This window comes from Diplocloster agilis (genome assembly GCF_019042275.1).
Classification (GTDB): domain Bacteria; phylum Bacillota; class Clostridia; order Lachnospirales; family Lachnospiraceae; genus Diplocloster; species Diplocloster agilis.
Genome location: NZ_JAHQCW010000004.1, coordinates 177,020 through 197,464 on the forward strand (window position 1 = coordinate 177,020; position 20,445 = coordinate 197,464).

Below are 20,445 nucleotides of genomic sequence, written 5' to 3' on the forward strand. Positions count from 1 at the left end.
TCTGCAACAGCCTCTCGTAAGCTTTGTATTTACCGTTTCAGCCTGTATTTATTTCTCATTTGTCCGTACTGCTTACTTATATGTCTGTAATGGTATGTTTCACCGACTAGCTTTGTTTCCTTCTGCGTCTCACCAGTATAGTAACGGCTGCAGCCGCCGCGCAAAGCGCCAACAATATCAACGGTACCAAAGGAGCGTGATCCCCGGTCTGTCCGCCGGCAATCTTCGAATCCTCTCCGGTGCGGTTCCCGCCTGAGCCTGTATCAGAGGAATCCGGCCGGTTCGGTTTCACCGTCGGCCCAGGAGTAGCAGTGGGGACAGGTTTGGCGGTGGGTGAAGGTTCGCCGGTCGGCACAGGGCTGGCCGTAGGTTCCGGCGTCGGTTGCGGAGTGGGCGTAGGCTTCGGCTCCTCTTTTGGAACCACCGTAATCTTAACGGGCATCACCAGATATCCGTGCTCAGCGTCCCATCCTTCTAATGTACTATAGTCAGTGGGGTCATCGGGGGCAGGGGTGAAAATCGCGTCATATTCATTCTCCCCTTCTTCCAGCTTCTGGTCAGGATGAAGCCACGTCCAGTGATCCGGCAGCGTGACAGTATTCAGCGCAGCTCCGGGGGCCGCAGGCACTTTCGGAATCTCGGGAGCCTTGACTCCCTCCAGGAATCTGGCCTCCAGATAGATATTTTCAAGGACGACAAATCCATACTCCGGTTCCCCCGAAACTTTCCGGCCGTCTACATACCAGCCATAGAATCCGTTCCCGGAATCCGGCATGGCCTGCAGCATAGCGTATTCCCCTTTGGTGTATTGTCCTTCTCCCAATGCCGTCCCGCCGCCCACTTCGGTCAGCGCCACACGCAGCTGAGCCAGGGTATCGCCTTTTAATTCCTCATCCGCTTCCTTAAGGGGCTTCTGGTCGGCGGATCTTAGCGCATAATTTTTTATCTGAGTTCCAAGCTCTTCATTCACGTCGCCATACATGATTTTCCCCGGCTCGATTGGTACGTCATAAAAGTTTACCTGCCGCAGCTTATCGCCGTTTGCACTGTACTCACTGAGGGTGTAGGTCATCGTCCCGCTTCCGTTACCCGCAAGCTTCAGCTGATAGGCCTGGGAACAGGGTAGGTACAGAATCTTCGAATCCCCCAGTACCATGGCGGTGATATCACTGCTGATGGTTGGATCGACGGTATTGTTCACGATTTTTCCAATCAGGTTTCCCTGTCCGTCATATACCTCCACATCCACAGGACAGTTGACCGCAGCCACCTTGAAGGCCGGTCTGGTTCCAAAATCCATCGCCTGCGGATGCTCTGTGTGCATCCAGGCCAGATAGGTTTCTACCGCGTGTGCATAGGACACGGATTTCTGCCATTTAGGATCTATCCCCAGAGTCATGTACGCAAGGATATTGCCGATATCATGGGAGGTAACCGGGCCTTTGTTATAGATGGCGCCGGCAGCCTTTATAAACAGGGATGCGGTTAGCGGCGACAACGTAAGCTTCGACAGATTCAGAAGCTTTCCAAACTCCGCGGAGCCGATGGTCTTAGACTCATATTCGCCGGAGTTTTTTGCTCCGATCGTCAGAAGCCAGGTCATCAGGCGCACGCCGGCAGGGTCCTGCTCCTCAAACGCCACTTTCGTATAAGTCTGAAAATATCCCGCGACCAGCGATATATCCTGCTGATAAGCGGCGCTCCCCTTTTTCGGGAAAGACAGGGTAAGTCCGTATTTGTCAAATCCCCAATCATAGGGCGGGACATACGTTACAAAATCAGCGTCGTTCAGGATGTTGAAAATATTGTGGTAGCGGTTATCATGTACCCCGGGCTGCGTTGTGACATTTGGAGTGGCAAAGGTGTAAGCATAAATATTTTCAGCCGCCGCATATTTTTCACTGCCGTCCAGATCTGCGGCCAGCAGGTTTGCCGTAGCCGCTCCCCGGCTGTGACCGGTTATCAAAAGCTTGGTCTGGTCTTTTGGAATCTCCCGTTCACTCATATACTGATTCAAACGCATCATGACGTCCGTGTAGGAATTACGGAAGCTGTAATGTTCGGTCCCTGTGCCGATGTTAAAGTTTCCGTACCATTCCTCCCCCACCGTTCCCCGGATGACAATTGCCACGATCGTATACACCTGATCCTCTATAAAAATCTTCTTCGTCGCAAAGACGTTGGCCACACTATCCCGGTTCACCGTGGACTGATTTTCCTGCGTATCTGAGGCGCTAAAATTGTAACCCCTGATGTCCGAGAATCCGATATTCAAAAGTCCCTCTTTGATATCGCCGTACCGGTATACGGAAGAGCTTAACGCCAGCGCCAGAGTAGCCACGCCCTGGTCATATTGATAAGAATTTTTAGTAAAGCCGTCTTTGTAATAGCTCCAGTAGCTGGGCTCATTCCCGGTCAGCACCTTCGAGACAGCCACGGTGGAACGGAAGGGAATCGTTCCTGTATTCGCCCGCTGCGTCACTTCCAGTTTCTTATCCGAATCTATCTGTGTATGGACATCAGAAGACAGGGCGATCCGGAAGGTCACATCTGGAAGGGAATCGGAGGGTTCCACAAAGATCGGATACAGATCGATCTTCTTGGGCTCACTGATCTCCCCCACCTTCAGGGACGGAATCGAATATTCATACGTATCCTTTCGCTTATAAGGTTCGAAGCTGAATCCTTCCGGCGCTTCGATCTTTACCTTCACGTTGGTTGCGTCCTTTGCATTTCCCTCCACGGTACGCTTATTCGTTACCGCAGCATACATGTGAAGACAATCATAGTCCGTGTCATCCTCCTCTTCCTTTTCAAATTGGAAACTTCCCTGGGAAAAGACCAGACTCTTAACTTCCTTTTTCAGATCCTCATCCCCGTAGAATTTCAGGGAAGCCTCCAGCTCTGATTTTCCCGGAAAATCATCCGGTTTAAACTCGATTTTCGGGATCAACCCGCTGCCGCATACCAGAACCATCTGACGAAGCACCATCTCCACGCCGTCCTTCAAGTTGTCAAAATGCATGGTGGTGTCATATTGGAAGCTCACGGATTCTCCCGGCTTTATGGTCTCCTTGTCGAATTTCTTGTGATTGCCCCCGCCGTTGATCTCCAGGGTAACAAAATTCAGGGCGGCATCTGTGATGTTGCGCAGGGTAAAAGTCAACGGGTAGGTCTCGCCCGAGACGATCTCCCTTGGCACATTCGAGACCGTCAGCTCCAGGGCCGATGACGTATCCACTACCTCAAGAGGTTCCTTCGTGGCATAGACTACTTTAAAAGGCTCGGCCGGCTCAGGATAATACGAACCGGTGACCTCCACCTGGATCGGATAGCTTCCCGCCTTGTCTCCTCTCACATACCAGGTCTGCTTGATCTGACTCTCCTTTCCGATCGTTCCGACCGGCACCGTGGCGCTCTGGGGATCCTTGTTCATTCCCGCCAATGCCAGACCTTCCGGCAGCTTGATCGTCGCCGAACAGTCCTCCACCCAGTCATCCGGCGAGGTGTTCGCCACCACTAAGGAGACCTCATACATCTGTTTTAGCCAGCCCACCGTACCATTGAGAATAATAAAATACTGCTGCGATTCCGTTCCTCCCAGCGGAACCAGCCATTGGCCGCCGGATGAGATCCACGTTCCTGACCCGGAGCTGCCGCCAGTTCCTCCGGAGGATTCGTTTCCAAAGGCAATCGGCTGCCCTCCGGCACTAAAACCACCGGCATGACGATTGGCGTAATAGGTCACCGGAAGGCTCTGCTTTTGACCGGCGATCTCATATTCCAGGGTCAATTTAAATTCATAGCTGTTTCTGTTGGCCGGATCATTGATGTCGATCCCGGCATCCTTTATCTCCTGAGCCGTCATTTCTCTGGATGTCACGTCTCCGATCAGGTAATGCAGACGGCTAAGCCTGATCTCTTCCTCCTGCGGCTGGGGATCATCCTGTGCCGCGCCTACCTCTATCGTCTTATCCTGCATGGCATATTCGCTGTTCTCTTTCAGCGCGGCCATCTGATATACGGAGTCCGCGTCCAGAACTAAGGTAGCGCTTCCCGTAGTGTCTGCCTTAACAGCAATCTGTTCTTCCTCCTTAGCTCCCTGCTTTGACAGCAGAATCTGCGCCCCTTCGATCCCTTCTCCGCTCTGTCCGTCAGCCACCTTAACCGTCACCAGACGTTTGTGGGAGGCGGCATCCGGCTGCTGCACCTTCACCTCCACCGTGCCCGTTCCCTCATTGCCTGCCGCATCGGTGACCGTCAGTTTTACCTGGTAAGTCCCCGCCTTTTGAAAGGTATGCGCCGACACCGCTTGATTCGACACCGTATGATCTCCGAATTCCCAGTAATAGGAGGCAATCGCATCATTATCCGTCGATCCGCTCCCGTCAAACGTAAGGGCCATCCCGGGGATACCGGACGGATTCAGGAGCGCGATCATCGCCTGGGGAGCTTCCGTATCGTTCACAACAGCGGCGGCGGTAACCTCCCGGCTATAGACCTCTTCGCCAAAGATATTCCGGTATGCCACCTGATAGGTGTAACGCCCCGGGGCGACGTTATCCACATAGGAATCCGCCTTTGTGGTTAAAATCCTGATTTTGTTCCCCTGTTCCCCGGTCCGGTATATAATATAATTTTCTAAAATCGGATCCTTGGGATCCTTATTCCAGGACAAGCTGACAGACCGGTGTCCGCCTTTTGCCGTCAGGGATACATCGGGAGGCGTGTGATATTTCATCACCGCGTACTCTGCCACAACCGGCTCTGCGGCCAGTCCATTCAGATCGGTCACCTCTATTTTCATTTCATAAGTTCCATTATCGAAGTCCGTAATATCCCAGTCATAGTACCAGTATTTTTCCTGTTCCCGCTCCCCTTCCGCTGTCAGGGATACCACCGGATTCCAATCCGTCTGCCCTTTTATCCGATAGGACAGAGCAACCGTTTTCACACCATAATTATCATAGGTTTGAACCTGAACCGGGATATTCCGGTACTGGACCGCATCTGTTCTGGGCAGGTAATCCTCAATCACCGGAGGGACCGAGTCCACGTACTTGGCAGACCGCACCGGGGTGCTTTCGCTGTAGTTGCCCCAGCTGTCCAGCGCTTCCATGTAATAGTAGTAAGTCACGCCCGGTTCTACCTCGTAATCGCGGTAGCCGACCGTTGACATAGCCTCTAGCACTTCAAAATCCTTGTCCGGTGATAACGAGCGGTAGATCAGATAGTATTGAAAATTTTCTTCCACCGGCAGATTATCCCAGTTCAGATAGATATACTCCGCTTCCGCCGCGGCCGTAAAGTTCTGAGGCCGATCCGGAGGCACATTATCAAGCGTCATCATCACACTCATCGGCGTCCCGGCCACATCGCCCCGGTATCCGGTTACCCTGAACCAGAGCTTGTCATGCTCAGGCGCCGTAACATCAATATTAAACTGATAAAATCCAACGTCCGTTTTATCCTTCGTCCCCAGTGATGTGTACGCTCTTTGATCGTAAGAATATTCAGCCTCCACATAATCATAGGGGAATTCATCGGACATCTGCACCTGGACATAGGCTTCTCGTTTTAATTTAATTCCGCTCCCGGTTATGAGGGAGCCTGTATCCACACTCGTAATAACCGGCGATCCTGCCTGACCGATCGGGACAAAGGATATCCCTTTTTTCTGTGCGTACTCTTCGGCATGAGAACCGGAGGGTCCGCAGATCGTCGCAAGCTTCGGGCAGTTCTGAAACAGCGGATCGCTTAATTTTGTGGCGCTTCCCTTTACCGTCACCTGAGCAAGCTCCGTGCAGCCGTTGAAATTATTGCTCAGGCTTGTAACGCCCTCCGGAATCACGATTTCCCTCAGAGAGGAGCAGCCGGAAAACGCTGCAGCAAAGATACCGGTTACCGTGTCCGGAATCCCGATCGTTTCAAGCTTTTGGCAGTTCTCGAATACACTTGAACTGATCGTCTTCAGGCCCTCCGGAAGTTGGATCTCTTCCAGGGAAGTACATCCGGAAAAGACCTCATAATCTAAGGCCTCCAAAGTACCGGATAGTTGAACACGGGTAAGACCTGTACAGTTTAAAAAGGCGCTGCTGCTGATCTGATTTACTTGTTCCGGCACGGTCACTTCTGTCAGCGATTTGCATCCCGAAAAAGCATTTCTCTCTATTTCTGTAATCGATTCCGGCAGCTTTAGGTTTTCCAGATTTTCACAATTCTCTGCCAGTCCGACCGGGATGCCTTTCAGGTTGGCCGGCAGCTTTAAGCTTTTTAAGGCGGTGCAGCCTTTGAAACACTCCGTTTCCACCGTGGCGTTCGTATTCGGAATTTCTATCTCCTGTAGTTTTATACAGTCCTGGAACGCATTGGAACCGACGGACGTTACGGTATCCGGTATAACAATGCTTCCCAGTTTACTACAGTTCTGGAACATGCAGGCACCGATTGTACTGAGGCCATTTTGCAGCTCCACCGTTTCCAGACCGGTACAATCCGCAAAAAGATACATTCCAATTGAGGTTATGCTGCCTGGAATCTGAATGCCGGTAAGACCGCTGCCCCGGAACGCGTTATCTCCGATAGTCTTTACGGAATCCGGGATCTGAATCTCCTGAAGGGCGCTGCAGTTCCAAAACATGGACGCAGGAATCTTAGTGATCTGATTCGAAAATGATACATGTTTCAATTTGTCGCATCCCATAAAGACAGCATTGTCCATCGTCTTTATATTCCCTTCCAGAACTGCCTCTGTCAGGGAAGTATTTTCTGCGAACGCCCCGTTTCCCAGCGTAGTCACGCCGGACGGTATGGTAATCTTAGATAGAGCGGAACACTTATAGAAGGCGGAAGCGCCTATTTTCTTAAGACTCTGCGGCAGTTCTGCCTTTTCAAGTGCCGTACATTCCGCAAAAGCATTCTCTCCAATGGTCTCAATCCCTTCCTGGAAATCTATTTCTGCCAGCCATTTGTGGCCATAGAATGCCTTTTCCGCGATGGTTTTTACATAGTCCGGTACCGTATAGGAAGTATCCTGGCGGGCCGGCGGATAATAAATCAGAGAGGCGTTATCTTTCTGGAACACCACGCCGTTTCCGTCGCTTTCATATATCCGGTTCTCTTCCGATACGGTTATCTCCAACAGGGATGTGCAGCCCCACAGCATACTCTGAAAATCAACGTTTGTAACGCCGCTTCCGATATGGATTTTTTCCAGTCCGGTACAGGAATTAAAGATTCCACTTGCAAGGTTCGTTGTCAGATCGGGAATCGACATTTCTTTCAGCGAGGCGCACTGGCTGAACGCAGATTGCTGAATCGTTGTCACTTTCGCCGGTATCACAAATGCGGAGAGTTTTTGACATCCGCTGAAAACACTGGCTGAGAGCTCGGTTAAATTTTCCGGAAATACCGCTGTTTCCAGATTTTTACACAATTCGAACGCTCTATCCTCAATGGCAGTCACCCCGTCAGGAATGCGAACCGATGTCAGGCCGGCCATAGAAAAGCAAAGCATTCCGATAGTCCGCAGGTTCTCGGGAAATGTAAGCTGTGACAAACCTTCGCAGTCATAAAACGCAAATCTTCCAAGCTCCGTAACCGTATTGGGAATCTCCACCTGACTCAGGTTTATGCAACTAGAAAAACAGTTATCAGGAATTGTCTCCAGACCGGACGGAAGCGTAATCTCAACCAAAGCGGTACAGCTCCCAAAACAGCCGCTGCCGATGGTCTGCACGCTGTCCGGTATCTTCAGGGACTGCAGGGAACTGCATTCTCTAAAAGCATCCTGTCCAATGGTCTGTAACAAAGAGCCCTCCTCAAATTCTACTCTTTCTACGGTACTCCATCTGTAGAATGCTCTGTCACCAATGGATGTCACCGTGGAAGGGATGATAATGTCGGTGTAATTATAGGTATAAGGGAACTGCCCCTCCGTGATCTGAGTGGTTCCCTCCGGAATTCGAAGCACCGTTTCCTCTTTTTTATCATCTTCCTCATTTATAGGCTGGATCCATATGTTTGGCGTATGATCCATGTTTCCATCAACAGCCTCCGGTGATTTCGCATTCGGAAGAGGAATCTCCGGCGGAGTCTGGGCTGGCTGTGAGGGAACGGTGGTTTCCGTTCGCGGTGCCGGGGATGCGGCTGGTTCTGTCTCCGGCGCTGGGGAAACGGCAGGCTCCGTCTCCGGCACCGGGGAAACGGCAGGCTCCGTCTCTGGCGTCGGGGATACGGCAAGCTCGGTTATCGGACCCGGACTTGTGCTTGGCGCCGCCTGCTGCCCTTTACCGGCTGCTGATTCTTCGGTCTGTTCCGCCCCGGGCACTGTCGCCTGCTGTGACGCGTCTGCCAGCTGCCAGGCCGTCTGCGTCGTCAATAAAAATGCTAATGCAACACATATGATCTTCTTTCCCTGTTTCAAATCAATTCCTCCTCATCTAAAATGTTGGCCGGATAAGTCTATGGATAGAAATCTGTGTCAAAGAACAGTCTCCGTATCCAATTTTTGTTATCCTAATTATAGCACCAACGCTTCTCTTTTCTTTCCCAAACAATTTGGGATATTGCCCGGAATATCGATAAGGAACAGGAAAAGGGGCTGTGAAAAAACAGTCTAAATACGTAGAGGACTTACGGTGTCAGATATTGTGAGGAACATTGTGGAGCGCAAAGGGATCAAGCGCGAAGATGTGCTTTCCTCCATTCTTGATTTGCTCTGCTCGTCGATTGGGTCGCTCACCAATCCCACGAGGGTGGCAGACACCATCAATACCAGGCAAAAACGCGCTGGTGAGAACATCGTTGCATTGAATACCGTCAAGTCCTATGTGGAACATCTGTCTGATGCATTTCTGTTCACCGAATGCAAACGTTGGGATGTAAAAGGAAAAAGCTATTTTGATTATCCCAACAAGTATTACTGTGAAGACATCGGACTGCGGAATGCACGGATTGGTTTCCGTCAGCAGGAATTGACCCATATCATGGAAAATATAATCTACAATGAGTTAATAATCCGTGATTGCACAGTGGACATCTGAGTTGTTTACAGCAACGAGAAGAACAGACTGGGTAAGGTTTCTCAGGTAGCGCGGGAGATTGATTTTATCGCAAACTCCGGTGGCAAAAAAACCTATATCCAGTCTGCCTATGCGTTGGGTACAGAGGAAAAAACGATTACCGAGAATAAGCCTTTTTCCTTGACTGGGGACTCCTTCCCGAAGATAATTGTACGACACAATATCCGCAAACGCTGGTACGATGAAAACGGTGTTCTCAATATTGGCATCATCGACTTTCTACTGGATGATACCGTTATTTGACCCTCGAAACCAGAAAGCAATCCCGTTCAGCTTCAGGAATGAGATTGCTTTCTGGAGTATATAATGCCCCTAGACAATTCAGAAATATGTCATATACTCTTTCAGATCCTGGCGGCATTTATGTGCTTACAAAGGAAACTTATCCCATGATTAATCTTTGAGGACAGCCTGCTGTTATAATGAGGGAAAAAGCAGATATGACACCTTCTCAGAAAAAGAGCAGAAATAGCATGGATCCACTGTCCGAGAGATGGTCCGAACACTATGGCACAGCTCAACAGCGGATCCAAAATCATATCAAACTATCCCCCAACTTATAATAAGCTGACCGGAATAATCAAATTCTCGCGGTCAAAAGCGCCCAATTCCTCCGCTATACAGATAACAGCTCCTGTCCCGCGTTTTAGAGGTGACTTTTCAATTACCGAAAAATTTTTCATCATTTTCTTTTCCGGCGTTGCGCTTTTCTTGATCTCAATGGGACACAGCTGACCATCGCCTTCCATTAGCAAATCAATTTCTTTTGCGTCTTTATCTCTGTAATAGTAGAGATATGCGTTCTTACCGGTATTTTGACAGCTTTTTTGTATTTCGCTCACTACATAGTTTTCAAAAAGCGCGCCGTTCATAGCTCCGCTCATAGTCGTTTCGGCACTGCTCCATTTGGAAAGGTAACACACCAGCCCGGTATCGTAAAAGTACAGTTTCGGTGTCTTAATGGTTCTTTTTAACACATTATTCGAGTACGGATGAAGATAGAAAATAATGCCCAGCGTTTCTAAAATTCTAAGCCAGCTTTTTGCCGTTACCTGATCTATGTCGCAGTCGTCGGCAATTCCTTTATAATTTACCAATTGGGATGTCCTTGCGGCAACTGCAGTAATAAAGTTCAAAAACTTGAGGGAGTCTATGGCGCCGGACAGTTCTCTGACATCGCGTTCCAGATAGGTGCTTAAATAACTTGAGTAGAAAATCCCTCTGTCATCATATTTTTTGCTGACTAATGCCGGCATCCCACCCATAAAAATACGCTCAAATATTTGAGGTGTCGTTACGGCAGGAGTAAATTCCTGCTTTTTCTGAAGGGTTTCAAAATCTAAACAAAACGCCCCCGGCTGCCCACCATATATTTCCTGCTGTGAAAGCGGCGGTAAATGCAGCAGCGCCACACGCCCGGCCAATGACTCCTGTACTCCCTGCATCAGCTTGAATATCTGTGAACCGGTCATCCAAAAATCACCGGGGCGGTGATTTTGATCCACGCTTATTTTGATATAGGTGAATAGCTCCGGCGCATACTGTACTTCATCTATGAACACAGGCGGCTGGTGAATCTGAAAAAACATCACCGGATCATTTTTTGCCAATGCCCTTACATTCAAATCATCCAGCGACACATAATGCCTGTTCTTTCCCTCAAGCTCCATCAGCTTTTGTAACATTGTCGTTTTTCCGACCTGCCGGGGACCGGTTATTAAAATGGCGGGGTATTGCTCATTGAGTTTGAGGAATACATCCTCCATAAATCTTTTGATATACTCCATATAAGCACTCCTTTCGGCTAATATATGTTTCAATCCTATTTTAGCCGAAATCCGAGAAATTATCAAGGTTCTACGTATCCTTGTGGCTTAACTATCCTTGTATCTTAACTATCCTTGTATCTTAACTATCTTTGTATCCTAAGTAAACTTGTAGCGGTCAAAAAATTCCTTCGTCAGTAACGCAAAAAAGCGACCAGACTAATCTGATCGCTCAATGAACCCGCAGGATGATCCATCCTTATATATACTACTATTTGTATAATATCTTTATTTCTTCTGCACATACTTCCTGTATAGCGGCAGATAAACCTCCTGATCCCGCACCACACACCCGGTGGTGGTATGGCCAATCTGGATCAGATCATAGCATTTGTCACAGGTAATGCAGCATTTTTTCCGCTGCATCCCCTGTCCCTCCAGGACATCCTTCGCATAATCCGGATAAGCAAAGGCCTGACGGCCGAATCCGGCGATATCAAACCAACCCTGTTCAATGCCGCCCGCGCCTACATTCGCGCCGAACTGTTCCAGCCAGGTGAGTCCGGTACACATAAAGACGCCTCCAGGTACCTGTTTCTTAATGTCACGGGTTGCTTTTAACAAATCATAGGTACCGGCATAAGGCGTAATTTCCTGTTCATTGTGCTCTGCCATCAGGCCGGCGCCATAGGGCCGGTAACGGGGCATCATGGTGGACAGGTTAATCAGCTTAACTCCTTTTTCCACTAACATACGGCACAGCTTGACAGGTTCCGTCAGATCCGGTTCCATAACGCCTTCCTTCTGCACCATACCCCAGCCATAGGGATAAGGGACACAGTCGTAAGCGTTCAGCCGCACGCAGATCTCGATTCCGGATCCGACCCGTTTACGGATACCGTCGATAATCTCGAACAGGGCGCGGGTACGGTTCTCAAAACTTCCTCCGTATTTGCCCGGACGGGTGAAGGCGCTTAATAACTCGCGCAGAATATACTCATGACATACCTTGATATCCACCGCGTCAAACCCGGCCTCCGCCGAAAGCTCCGCCCCATGGATAAAGCCTTCGATAATCTCCTCTATCTTCTCATCCGTGGCGATCTCAATCGTACCGCTTCTGCCGTCTATGGCGTTGTGATCGTCCATATAGGGATTTAAAGCGGCTGCCAGGGGGGTAGGCTCCCAGTCTTTATTTGTGGACCGCCGCCCGGAATGGGTCAGCTGTATAATGTTATAGGGTCTGTGACCACTGCCGAACACATTGGCTGCCGCTTCGTTCGACTCTCGTATGAGCCGTGCGATCTCCGGGACCGTATCCTCATGAATCACCATCTGCAGAGGGTTACAGCGCCCATCCGCGGAAATGGCGATAGATTCATACCAGATCAGCCCGGAACCTCCGGACGCGTACCGGTGATACCTGCGGAAGATCAGATCGGAGGGCGCTCCGCTTGGAAGTCCGTCGAACCCTTCCAGAGGCTGGATTCCCATCCGGTTCGGTACTTCTTTGCCATAGAGGGTAAATGGACTGCACAAAGCATCCAGATTCTCTGAAACCGGAAAATCCAGGCCATCGTTTTTCATAGTATTTTTAAAATCAGAAACGGACTGCATTTGATTAAAATGATAAGGTTTCTTTACCTTTTTCATGTTTTTTACCACCTTTTAATTTCTTATATTGCAATTTTTATGTAAACTTTCCTGTCATAACTGTCCGAAAACCTCTCTGTTGACGTATTCCAGACATTTGGGCGCCACTTTTTCGTAATCCTGCAGATAGATATCCAGCGATACCGGCCCGTCATAACAGGTTTCCTTCAGTTTCCGGTAAACGGCCTTCAGATCGATCTCCCCTTCCCACGGAAGCTTATGGCAGTGCTCTCCCATACACATATTGTCAATATGGGAATAAACAATAAAATCTTTGGCCCGGTCTATCGCCTGTTCAAGATCCACTTCGCTCAGATACATATGCCCTACGTCAAAGTTCAGCTTCAACGCCGGACTGTTTACTTTCTCCGCCACATCAAAAAATATGTTCAGATTGTGGAACAGCTGGTTCGGCTCCACCTCGATTGCCAATTTCACCCCGTGATATTCCGCCGCTTTGCAAAGTTCTCCGGTGCGTACCACCAGCTTATCATACACCTCCGGTGTATTCTCCCTGATCTCATAGGGAATAAACGTCGACATGATTACGATATCCGTATGGTACTTCCGGGCTGATGCAAGCAGCCGCTTTTGCGCCTGAAACGTTAACTCATCCGTTACATAGTTCTGATGGCAGGCCAGAGCAGTAACCGGAAAGTTTAATTCTTCACTCACTTCGTTTACCTCACGGATGACATAATCATCCAGATAATCCAAAGCCAGCACCGATGTCAATCCCCGGACTATGCTTAACTCCATTCCACCGTAGCCCATTTTCTGAAACATTCTCATGGTATCCACCAGCGAATGATCCAGTATCATCTGATTTCTTCCTGTTAAAAACATAATCTTCTCATCCTTTCACCGCTCCTGAGGTAAGCCCCTGGATAAAATACTTTTGCAGATAGATAAACACCAGCATCAACGGAATAATAATGATCATAATCGCCGCCGCGAACGGTCCCCACTCAATTCCATACTGCCCCCGGAAGTACAACAGGCCCACCGGCAGCGTCTGGATCGCAGCTGAGGATGAAGTAGCGATACTTGCCCACATATATTCCCCCCAGATATTAATAAAGTTAAAGACCATAACCGTAGCGATCGCCGGTCTGACCAACGGCAGTATCACCTTGAAAAATATACCGATTTCCCCGCAGCCGTCCGCCCGGGCCGCTTCAATAAGCTCCGACGGAACCGAATCAAAAAATTTCTTGAAAATATAGATACTGAATGGAATCTGCCAGGCCAGATAGGGCAGAATCATCATCCACAGAGTACCGCTCAGTTTCATGCTGTTCATCTGGGTATACAGAGGAATATAGATCGCTACGCCGGGGATAAAATTAAACATCATCAGAATCGAAAGGATCAGCTCCGCTTTCGGTATGCACATTTTAGACAGAGCATATCCTCCCAGCGCGGCGATCAATACAGATCCCAACACTGCCGACAAGGTAATAACAATACTGTTAATCGAATAGGTTCCGATCTTCCCGCTGATCCAGGCATAGGAATAATTTGACCACCGCCAGATCTGAGGAAGTCCCCAGATATTCGAATAGAATTCCTGGTTATTTTTAAAGGATACTAACGCAATAAAAATCAAAGGGTATACCACCGTAACCGCGGTAAGCACCGTCAATACCCGGGAAAATATTTTGGCGGATCTGGAATGGGAGTACGCGGTTACCGTTTTTCCCTGCTTTTTTTCAATATTCATAGCTCTCACCTCGGAACAACAGCTTCAGAATCAGGATAAAGATCAGCACTACACCGATAAACGCCACGCACATGGCGCTGGCATACCCATATTTTGAATAGGTAAATGCATTTTCTACAATCCACATGGGAAGTACCACCGTCTGCCTGGCCGGTCCACCCGCCGTTAAGGATACGACGGAATCATAGATCCGAAGCCCGCCCAGCATCGTAAACATGGTGGCCAGCTCTATCTGAGGTTTGATCAGCGGGACTAATATCCTCCGGAATATCTGCAGTTCGCTTGCGCCGTCTAATCTGGCGGATTCGATCAATTCATTGGAAACTCCCTGCAATCCCGCATAGCACAGTACCATGGTCAGGCCAAACTGGCGCCAGACCGTGGCGATTACGATGACCGGTTTCACCGTGGCCATATTGGACAGCCAGGCGGTAGTCAGATTCGACAAGCCGACCGCTTTTAACAAGCTGTTCAAAAGTCCCACATCCTCCGTAAAAACAAACAAAAAGAGAAGACCGGTAATCGTGGGAGCAATCATACTGGGAGAAAACAGGATCGTACGGAATATCTGTCCCTCCATTCTTCGCATATAAAGGTTCAACCATGCCAAAACCAGCCCTAACAACACACTGAATATTGCGGAAAACACCGCAAAGTAAATCGTATTCTTTAAAGCCATCCAGAACGTATGATCCTGGAAAATGTTTGTGAAATTTTGAAATCCAACGGACTTCGCTTCTCCAAAGCCAGTCCAATTCGTAAATGAAAGGACGAAAGTTCTGCAAAGCGGATAAGCCATAAACAGTAAATATATGACAAGCGCCGGTAGTAAAAGGCAAATTCCGATCAGCATATAATGGCGCTTCATGGATTTTCCTTTCTTTTTCTCCCTGCCTTTTCCTCGATTATTCATTTTTACCCTCCATATGTGCGTTTTCCCATACCTATAGGCATGAGCGGCCAGTTGGTTGTTCCACCGGAGCCTGCCTCAACCGCACAAAGATTCGTAACCATCGCAGTTTTCCGGAAGTCTCCGGTATGCCTCAGCATATCGGAGACTTCCCTGATTACCAGCTTATTACTGTTTCGCCGCCAGACGGATTCGTTCCATTTCATTCAAGGTCTCATCGATCGTCATCGTGCCGCCGCAGGGTGCTGCGAAGATCTGCTGTTTCACAAAGGTCTGCATCTCGGAACTGGTCCTGGTAGGGTTCACTCCGGCAATCAGGTTGCCCGTCTCCAGGTTCGCCATGATATCCTGAAGAAGCGGAGGAATATTCTGATAGGTATAAGAGAGTACGGACGGGATGTTATTGCCGTCAATCACTGCCTGCTGGGCTTCTTCGCTCAGCGCGATCTCCAGAAACGCTACGGCTGAGTTAATCTGCGCTTCCGTACAATTGCTGGGTACAAAATAAACATTGGGTTCCACATTTTCATAGGAGGTCATCCCTTTTTCGGATACAGGCTTCATAAACGCACCTATTTCAAAATCACAGGATTCCGCATGAATCCCCAGAGCTCCGCTGTAATTAAAAATGAACATACAGCGCCCCTGTGCAAAAGCGGCGTTGGCGTCATCCGCCGTACAGTTTATTCCGCCGTCTCCAGGATACCAGTATCCCGCCTCATACCATTTCTTCACCTGCTCGATGCATGTGCGGATCACCTCGCCGGCTTCCGAACCAGGCGCTACGGATACATCCCCGTTCGCAACGCCCCAGGCAGTTCCCTTGCCAACCTTAGCTTCTAACTCCGCGTAGGTCATCCCGTACATGCAGTCCTGCATACTGGCGGAATTCGTGGCAAATCCGAAGATGTCGTCCTGTTTCAGCCGTTCAAAGATCGCAGTCATATCGTCCCATGTCTCCGGCACCTGAAAACCGTACTGATCCATCATATCCTTGTTATAAAATACGGTATGGTACGTCGTATCCGTTGGGATCGCATACACCTCGCCATTTTCACCCATACAGGGCTCCATCAGGCTGCTGTTCACCTTCCCCAGTATCTCAGGATCGATCAGATCCTTAAGATCCAGACACATCCCGTTATCATAGAAGGAATTAATACGGGTGCCCCAATATGCGCCGATGGCCGGGGGATCCCCTGCGGAAATCGCAGTTTTCATCACCTGTTCCCGGGTGCCTGTATCCGTGACAATATACTCCACCTCAACATCGGGATAGGCCTCTTTGAACTTATCAATCGCGTACTGCTGAAAGCTCGTGGGTTCCCCGGTAAATCCGGAAAACACCAGTTTCCCCATTTCTTTTTTCCCATCTTCTGCTTTCACTTCGGCAGTGTCAGCTCCCGCAGCGGCAGAAGATCCGACTCCCGTTTCAGTAGACTGCGTTTTCCCTGAACAGGCAGCCAGTGACAAAATCATTGTCAGAGTTACAATAATGCTTACAACTTTCTTCATCCTAAAAATCTCCCTTCTTTTTTTCAGACTGTTTTGTATTAAAAGCACGACCGGCTCTTAATCGGGTTATCGTTTTGTAGCACCTTAACTTATCGGTTGTCCGACAAGTTGTGTTTATAAAAGCCATCTCCTGGCTTTACAGTTCCCCCCCTTTCCGGCGATTGTTATCTTCTTCACTGTGAGACAGCCAATTCTGCATCCGTTCCAAGAGCATATCGCAGTGCTCTACCATTACCTGAACCGCGCCTTCCGCGTCCCTTTCCCGAATCCTTCGGTAGCACTCTTCATGCTGCTGCAAGCTCTTTTCGCTGCCATGAAAGGCTACAATATCCCTCAAATATACATGCAGCAGCTTTTGGATAATTTCCATAGATTTGATAAACAGGCTGTTGCCCGTAAGCTGGGATAAATAGCAATGGTATCCCATGTCATATTCAAAATATTCATCATAATCCTTTGTTTTTCCCATTTTATCCAGATACGTCTGCAGTACGTCAATCTCTTCGTCGCTGGCCCGCTTGCAGACGATTCGGACACTTTCCGCTTGGATACATTTCTCAAACTCCAGAATACTGATACTGTCGCCCCCCGTTAAAAACAGTGAGGGTACCAGCATATTAAAATAAAAACTGGTATCGATCTGCTCCACGTAGGTCCCTTTCCCCTGACGGGAACGCAGAATCCCAAGCGCACTCAGCCTGTGCACCGCCTGGCGCACCGTATCCCGGCTGACGGAAAAAGCCTCCCGCAATTCATTCTCCGAAGGAATCATTTCTCCCTGTTTCCAGGTTCCCTCGATGATCATATTGAGCATTTTCTGAAATACCAGTTCCGCTACATTCTTTTTTTCTATCGGTTCGATTTTTTGATTTGCCATTTTCTTTACTTCCTAATCTCTGGATATCAGTTGTCCGACAAGTTGTTATGTTTTTATTATATTCCTCTCTATTTCACTTGTCAATTATGTATAATACACAAATACCTCTTACACTATTTAGAAAATATTCCTAAACATCCGGGGACTGCCGCACTAACTTAGCATTCTTCCTGGTGTCGCATAGGGCGGCTGAGCTCCCGCTTAGTGAAATCGGAAAGCCGGGTTCAGGACGCACGGTGGACTACACGTCCGACGTGCAAGAGCTTACATATATTTCCTCCAAAACTCCGCCACCAAGACTTTCACGTCCTGAATATGGGTCCTGCTGGCATACAGCCGTTCACCGTTGTCCAGCATAATTTCCAAGCCCTTAATCCTCTGTATCCGGGAAATATTTATAATGATTCCTTTGTTTATGAATATAAATCCATCATTATTTAATCTGTCCATCACGCTGTTCAGACTGCTTCTGACTGTGCTGATCCCATAGTCCGTTATGAAAACGGCATTCTTCTTTTCTTTATAAATATATAAAATCTTCCGGTAGAACACTTTCTCCCGGCACCCGGCTTTGTCTATAATAAAAAACTCTCCGTTTTGAATATTCATCCGTTTACCGATCTCCTCAAGCGCCTGCGGAAGTTTTTCCTCCATTTGGTCCTTGAGTATATACCGGAAGATGTCCAGCTCATAGCCATACAGAGCATACTCCGAATGATTCGTGATAAAGATAACGTAAGAATCCCAATTTTTATGGGTGTTGATTACCTTTGCCAGTTCCAGCCCATTCATGCCCCCGTCAGATAACTCGATATCCAGCAGATAGACATGAAACCTCTTACCATCTTCCAGCTCATAGGCCAAATTACAGCCTTTGGAATAAGTACTCAGCTTGAATTCCATAAAATATGAAGAAAAATATTTTTCTGAAATTTCTTTCAATCGTTCCAAATAACTGTTATCATCATCTACAATCGCTATATTTATCATTTGCTGAGCCCCCGTTAACTTAAAACTTACCTTATACATCCGGACGGTTACCCACAGTATATCTTATGCGGATGGATGGAGTCAAAACCGGCCTTCCGCAGGTATGTACCTTGTTAAAACGCGGCATAATAATATTCAATATACAGAAAGCGAGGACATAAACATGACAGGAACTGCTTTAACAGAATACGAAATCTATCTGCTCAGCGAAGAACGAAGCGCCAATACCATTGAGAAGTATATCCGGGATGTAAGGGCATTCTTTACATTTTTGGGTAACAGCGAACTTTGCAAGGAAATTGTGCTGGGCTGGAAAGAACAGCTCACGAGATCCTATGCACCGGCCAGCGTTAACTCTATGCTGGCGTCGTTGAACAGTTTTCTGACATGGTCCGGACTGCCTCATCTGAAAGTCAAACCCCTTAAAATTCAACGGGATTTTTACACCAAACCGGAAAAAGAGCTGACCCACGCCGAGTACGGCCGGCTGATCCGGGCCGCGCAGAAAAAACAGAACGACCGGCTTGCCCTGCTTTTGCAGACCATCTGCGCTACCGGCATCCGTGTGTCGGAGTTAAAATTTATCACAGTGGACGCCATGTGCACAGGGCGCGCAACCGTGGACTGTAAAGGCAAGACCCGGACAGTTTTCCTGCCAAAGGAGCTGTGCCGCATTTTACGACATTACTGCAAGAAACAAAATATCGAAAAAGGAAGCATCTTTTGTACCTCCAGCGGAACACCCCTTGACCGCACCAACATATGGCGGGATATGAAATCGCTCTGCAAGAGCGCGGGCGTGGAGCCGGGTAAGGTATTTCCCCATAATCTGCGCCATTTGTTTGCAAGAACCTATTATCAGTTAGAAAAAGACTTGTCAAGGCTTGCGGATCTGCTGGGGCACAGCAGTCTGACCACCACCCGCATCTACACCATGGAAAGCGGGATTGAACACGAAAAGCTATTAAACCGTATGAATCTGGTGCTTGCAAAAAAATAAACGACCACATAACAGCAATTATGTAGTCGTTGTTGATTACTATAATACATAAAAATTCTATCACAGTCATTATGAAATTACAATATTTTTCATAGATCTTAAAATCGAATGAAAATCATTTAAAATAATATACGACAAACAGGCCGGAACCAAAGGCTTTCTTTACCGGCCTGTTTTGTGTGCCATTTTTATTTCTTCAAGCTTCCGAATCCGTACGAAATGATAAAGTAAGCGTATGCCTGACTACATAATTGCTGTTATGTTGTAGAATCAGTAAGGAGGGCTCTTATGGATTTGTTAGACTACCTGCAGTTTGGATGCAATTTAACCTATCTGTCAGATTTGACCTACACAAATATCAGCACATGGAAATTTGTTATAAGCGCGATCGTTCCGGATGAATTCCCTCTAAAAGACTGGAATGAAGCGGTCCATTACCTGTGCCGGGAGAAGGTTGAATTTGATTCAGCAACAAGGGCTAAGGAATACTTATTAAATTATAAGCAGCAAAAAAGCACTTAATGTTTCCTCCCGAAACAACAGAAATTAAGTTTCTCGCATCCGGTTTTTAAATACCTCTATAGAATCCGCTCTAGCCGCAAATTTTAACCAGCGCTTTAGTGTCTCAGGGTCCTTCTCTGATAAGATAATTTCTTTTAAATCTACTGGGACTTCTCCACATTCTCCCAGTAGATCAAGAATATCTTCCGCCTTACCCTCTGCTTTTCCCTCGGCTTTTCCTTCTGCTTTTCCCTCCGCTTTTCCTTCTGCCTTTCCCTCTGCTTTTCCTTCTGCCTTTCCCTCTTCGTAACGTTCCTGTCCTATGTCCGCCAAAACCTGTTCTTCATTATATTCCGTCAGGATTGAATTCATTACTTCCGCCCTCCTCGTCATCAGGAACTCTCTCAATATTCCTTCTTCAATACAT

Annotated in this window: 12 protein-coding genes and 1 pseudogene; 3 read left to right on the top strand and 10 right to left on the bottom strand. The window is 48.1% G+C overall.

Annotation, left to right across the window (positions count from 1 at the left end; genetic code table 11):
* Window positions 1-106 precede the first annotated feature (106 nt).
* Window positions 107-8,425: a leucine-rich repeat protein gene (locus KTH89_RS04200; protein WP_158342356.1), complete on the bottom strand. Its 8,319-nt coding sequence runs from the start codon at window positions 8,423-8,425 to the stop codon at window positions 107-109.
* A gap of 214 nt (window positions 8,426-8,639) precedes the next feature.
* Between KTH89_RS04200 and KTH89_RS04205 the strand changes: the two genes are divergently transcribed.
* The gene (locus tag KTH89_RS04205) at window positions 8,640-9,044 is read left to right on the top strand and encodes a DUF4143 domain-containing protein (RefSeq protein ID WP_238720714.1); all 405 of its coding nucleotides are present in this window, start codon (window positions 8,640-8,642) and stop codon (window positions 9,042-9,044) included.
* Between the two features lie 596 nt (window positions 9,045-9,640).
* Here the strand turns inward: KTH89_RS04205 and KTH89_RS04210 are convergent.
* The 8 genes from KTH89_RS04210 to KTH89_RS04245 form a co-directional block, all read right to left on the bottom strand.
* Window positions 9,641-10,870, bottom strand: coding sequence for an ATP-binding protein (locus KTH89_RS04210; protein ID WP_158342357.1), 1,230 nt, complete (start codon window positions 10,868-10,870; stop codon window positions 9,641-9,643).
* 267 nt (window positions 10,871-11,137) lie between these two features.
* Complete coding sequence (locus KTH89_RS04215; RefSeq protein ID WP_158342358.1) at window positions 11,138-12,502, bottom strand: oxidoreductase; 1,365 nt, start codon at window positions 12,500-12,502, stop codon at window positions 11,138-11,140.
* Between the two features lie 54 nt (window positions 12,503-12,556).
* A complete protein-coding gene (locus KTH89_RS04220; protein ID WP_238720716.1) occupies window positions 12,557-13,348 on the bottom strand; it encodes a sugar phosphate isomerase/epimerase family protein in 792 nt (263 codons plus the stop codon).
* Between the two features lie 7 nt (window positions 13,349-13,355).
* Complete coding sequence (locus KTH89_RS04225) at window positions 13,356-14,225, bottom strand: carbohydrate ABC transporter permease (protein WP_158342360.1); 870 nt, start codon at window positions 14,223-14,225, stop codon at window positions 13,356-13,358.
* Window positions 14,215-15,138 carry a carbohydrate ABC transporter permease gene (locus KTH89_RS04230; protein WP_158342361.1) on the bottom strand — a complete coding sequence of 308 codons (924 nt, stop codon included), beginning with the start codon at window positions 15,136-15,138 and terminating at the stop codon, window positions 14,215-14,217. The genes KTH89_RS04225 and KTH89_RS04230 overlap by 11 nt, the downstream gene beginning before the upstream one ends.
* A gap of 165 nt (window positions 15,139-15,303) precedes the next feature.
* A complete protein-coding gene (locus KTH89_RS04235) occupies window positions 15,304-16,650 on the bottom strand; it encodes an ABC transporter substrate-binding protein (RefSeq protein WP_158342363.1) in 1,347 nt (448 codons plus the stop codon).
* A gap of 136 nt (window positions 16,651-16,786) precedes the next feature.
* Complete coding sequence (locus tag KTH89_RS04240) at window positions 16,787-17,527, bottom strand: FadR/GntR family transcriptional regulator (RefSeq protein WP_158342364.1); 741 nt, start codon at window positions 17,525-17,527, stop codon at window positions 16,787-16,789.
* Window positions 17,528-17,791: 264 nt separating this feature from the next.
* Window positions 17,792-18,517, bottom strand: a complete 726-nt coding sequence (locus KTH89_RS04245; protein WP_238720718.1) for a LytR/AlgR family response regulator transcription factor — start codon at window positions 18,515-18,517, stop codon at window positions 17,792-17,794.
* 163 nt (window positions 18,518-18,680) lie between these two features.
* Between KTH89_RS04245 and KTH89_RS04250 the strand changes: the two genes are divergently transcribed.
* A complete protein-coding gene (locus KTH89_RS04250) occupies window positions 18,681-19,517 on the top strand; it encodes a tyrosine-type recombinase/integrase (protein ID WP_158342366.1) in 837 nt (278 codons plus the stop codon).
* A 288-nt stretch (window positions 19,518-19,805) separates the two neighbouring features.
* On the top strand, window positions 19,806-20,039 hold the full coding sequence (locus KTH89_RS04255) for a hypothetical protein (RefSeq protein ID WP_158342367.1): 234 nt from the start codon (window positions 19,806-19,808) through the stop codon (window positions 20,037-20,039).
* Window positions 20,040-20,063: 24 nt separating this feature from the next.
* Here KTH89_RS04255 and KTH89_RS04260 read toward each other — a convergent pair.
* Window positions 20,064-20,445, bottom strand: a pseudogene (locus KTH89_RS04260) (hypothetical protein); the annotation flags it as partial.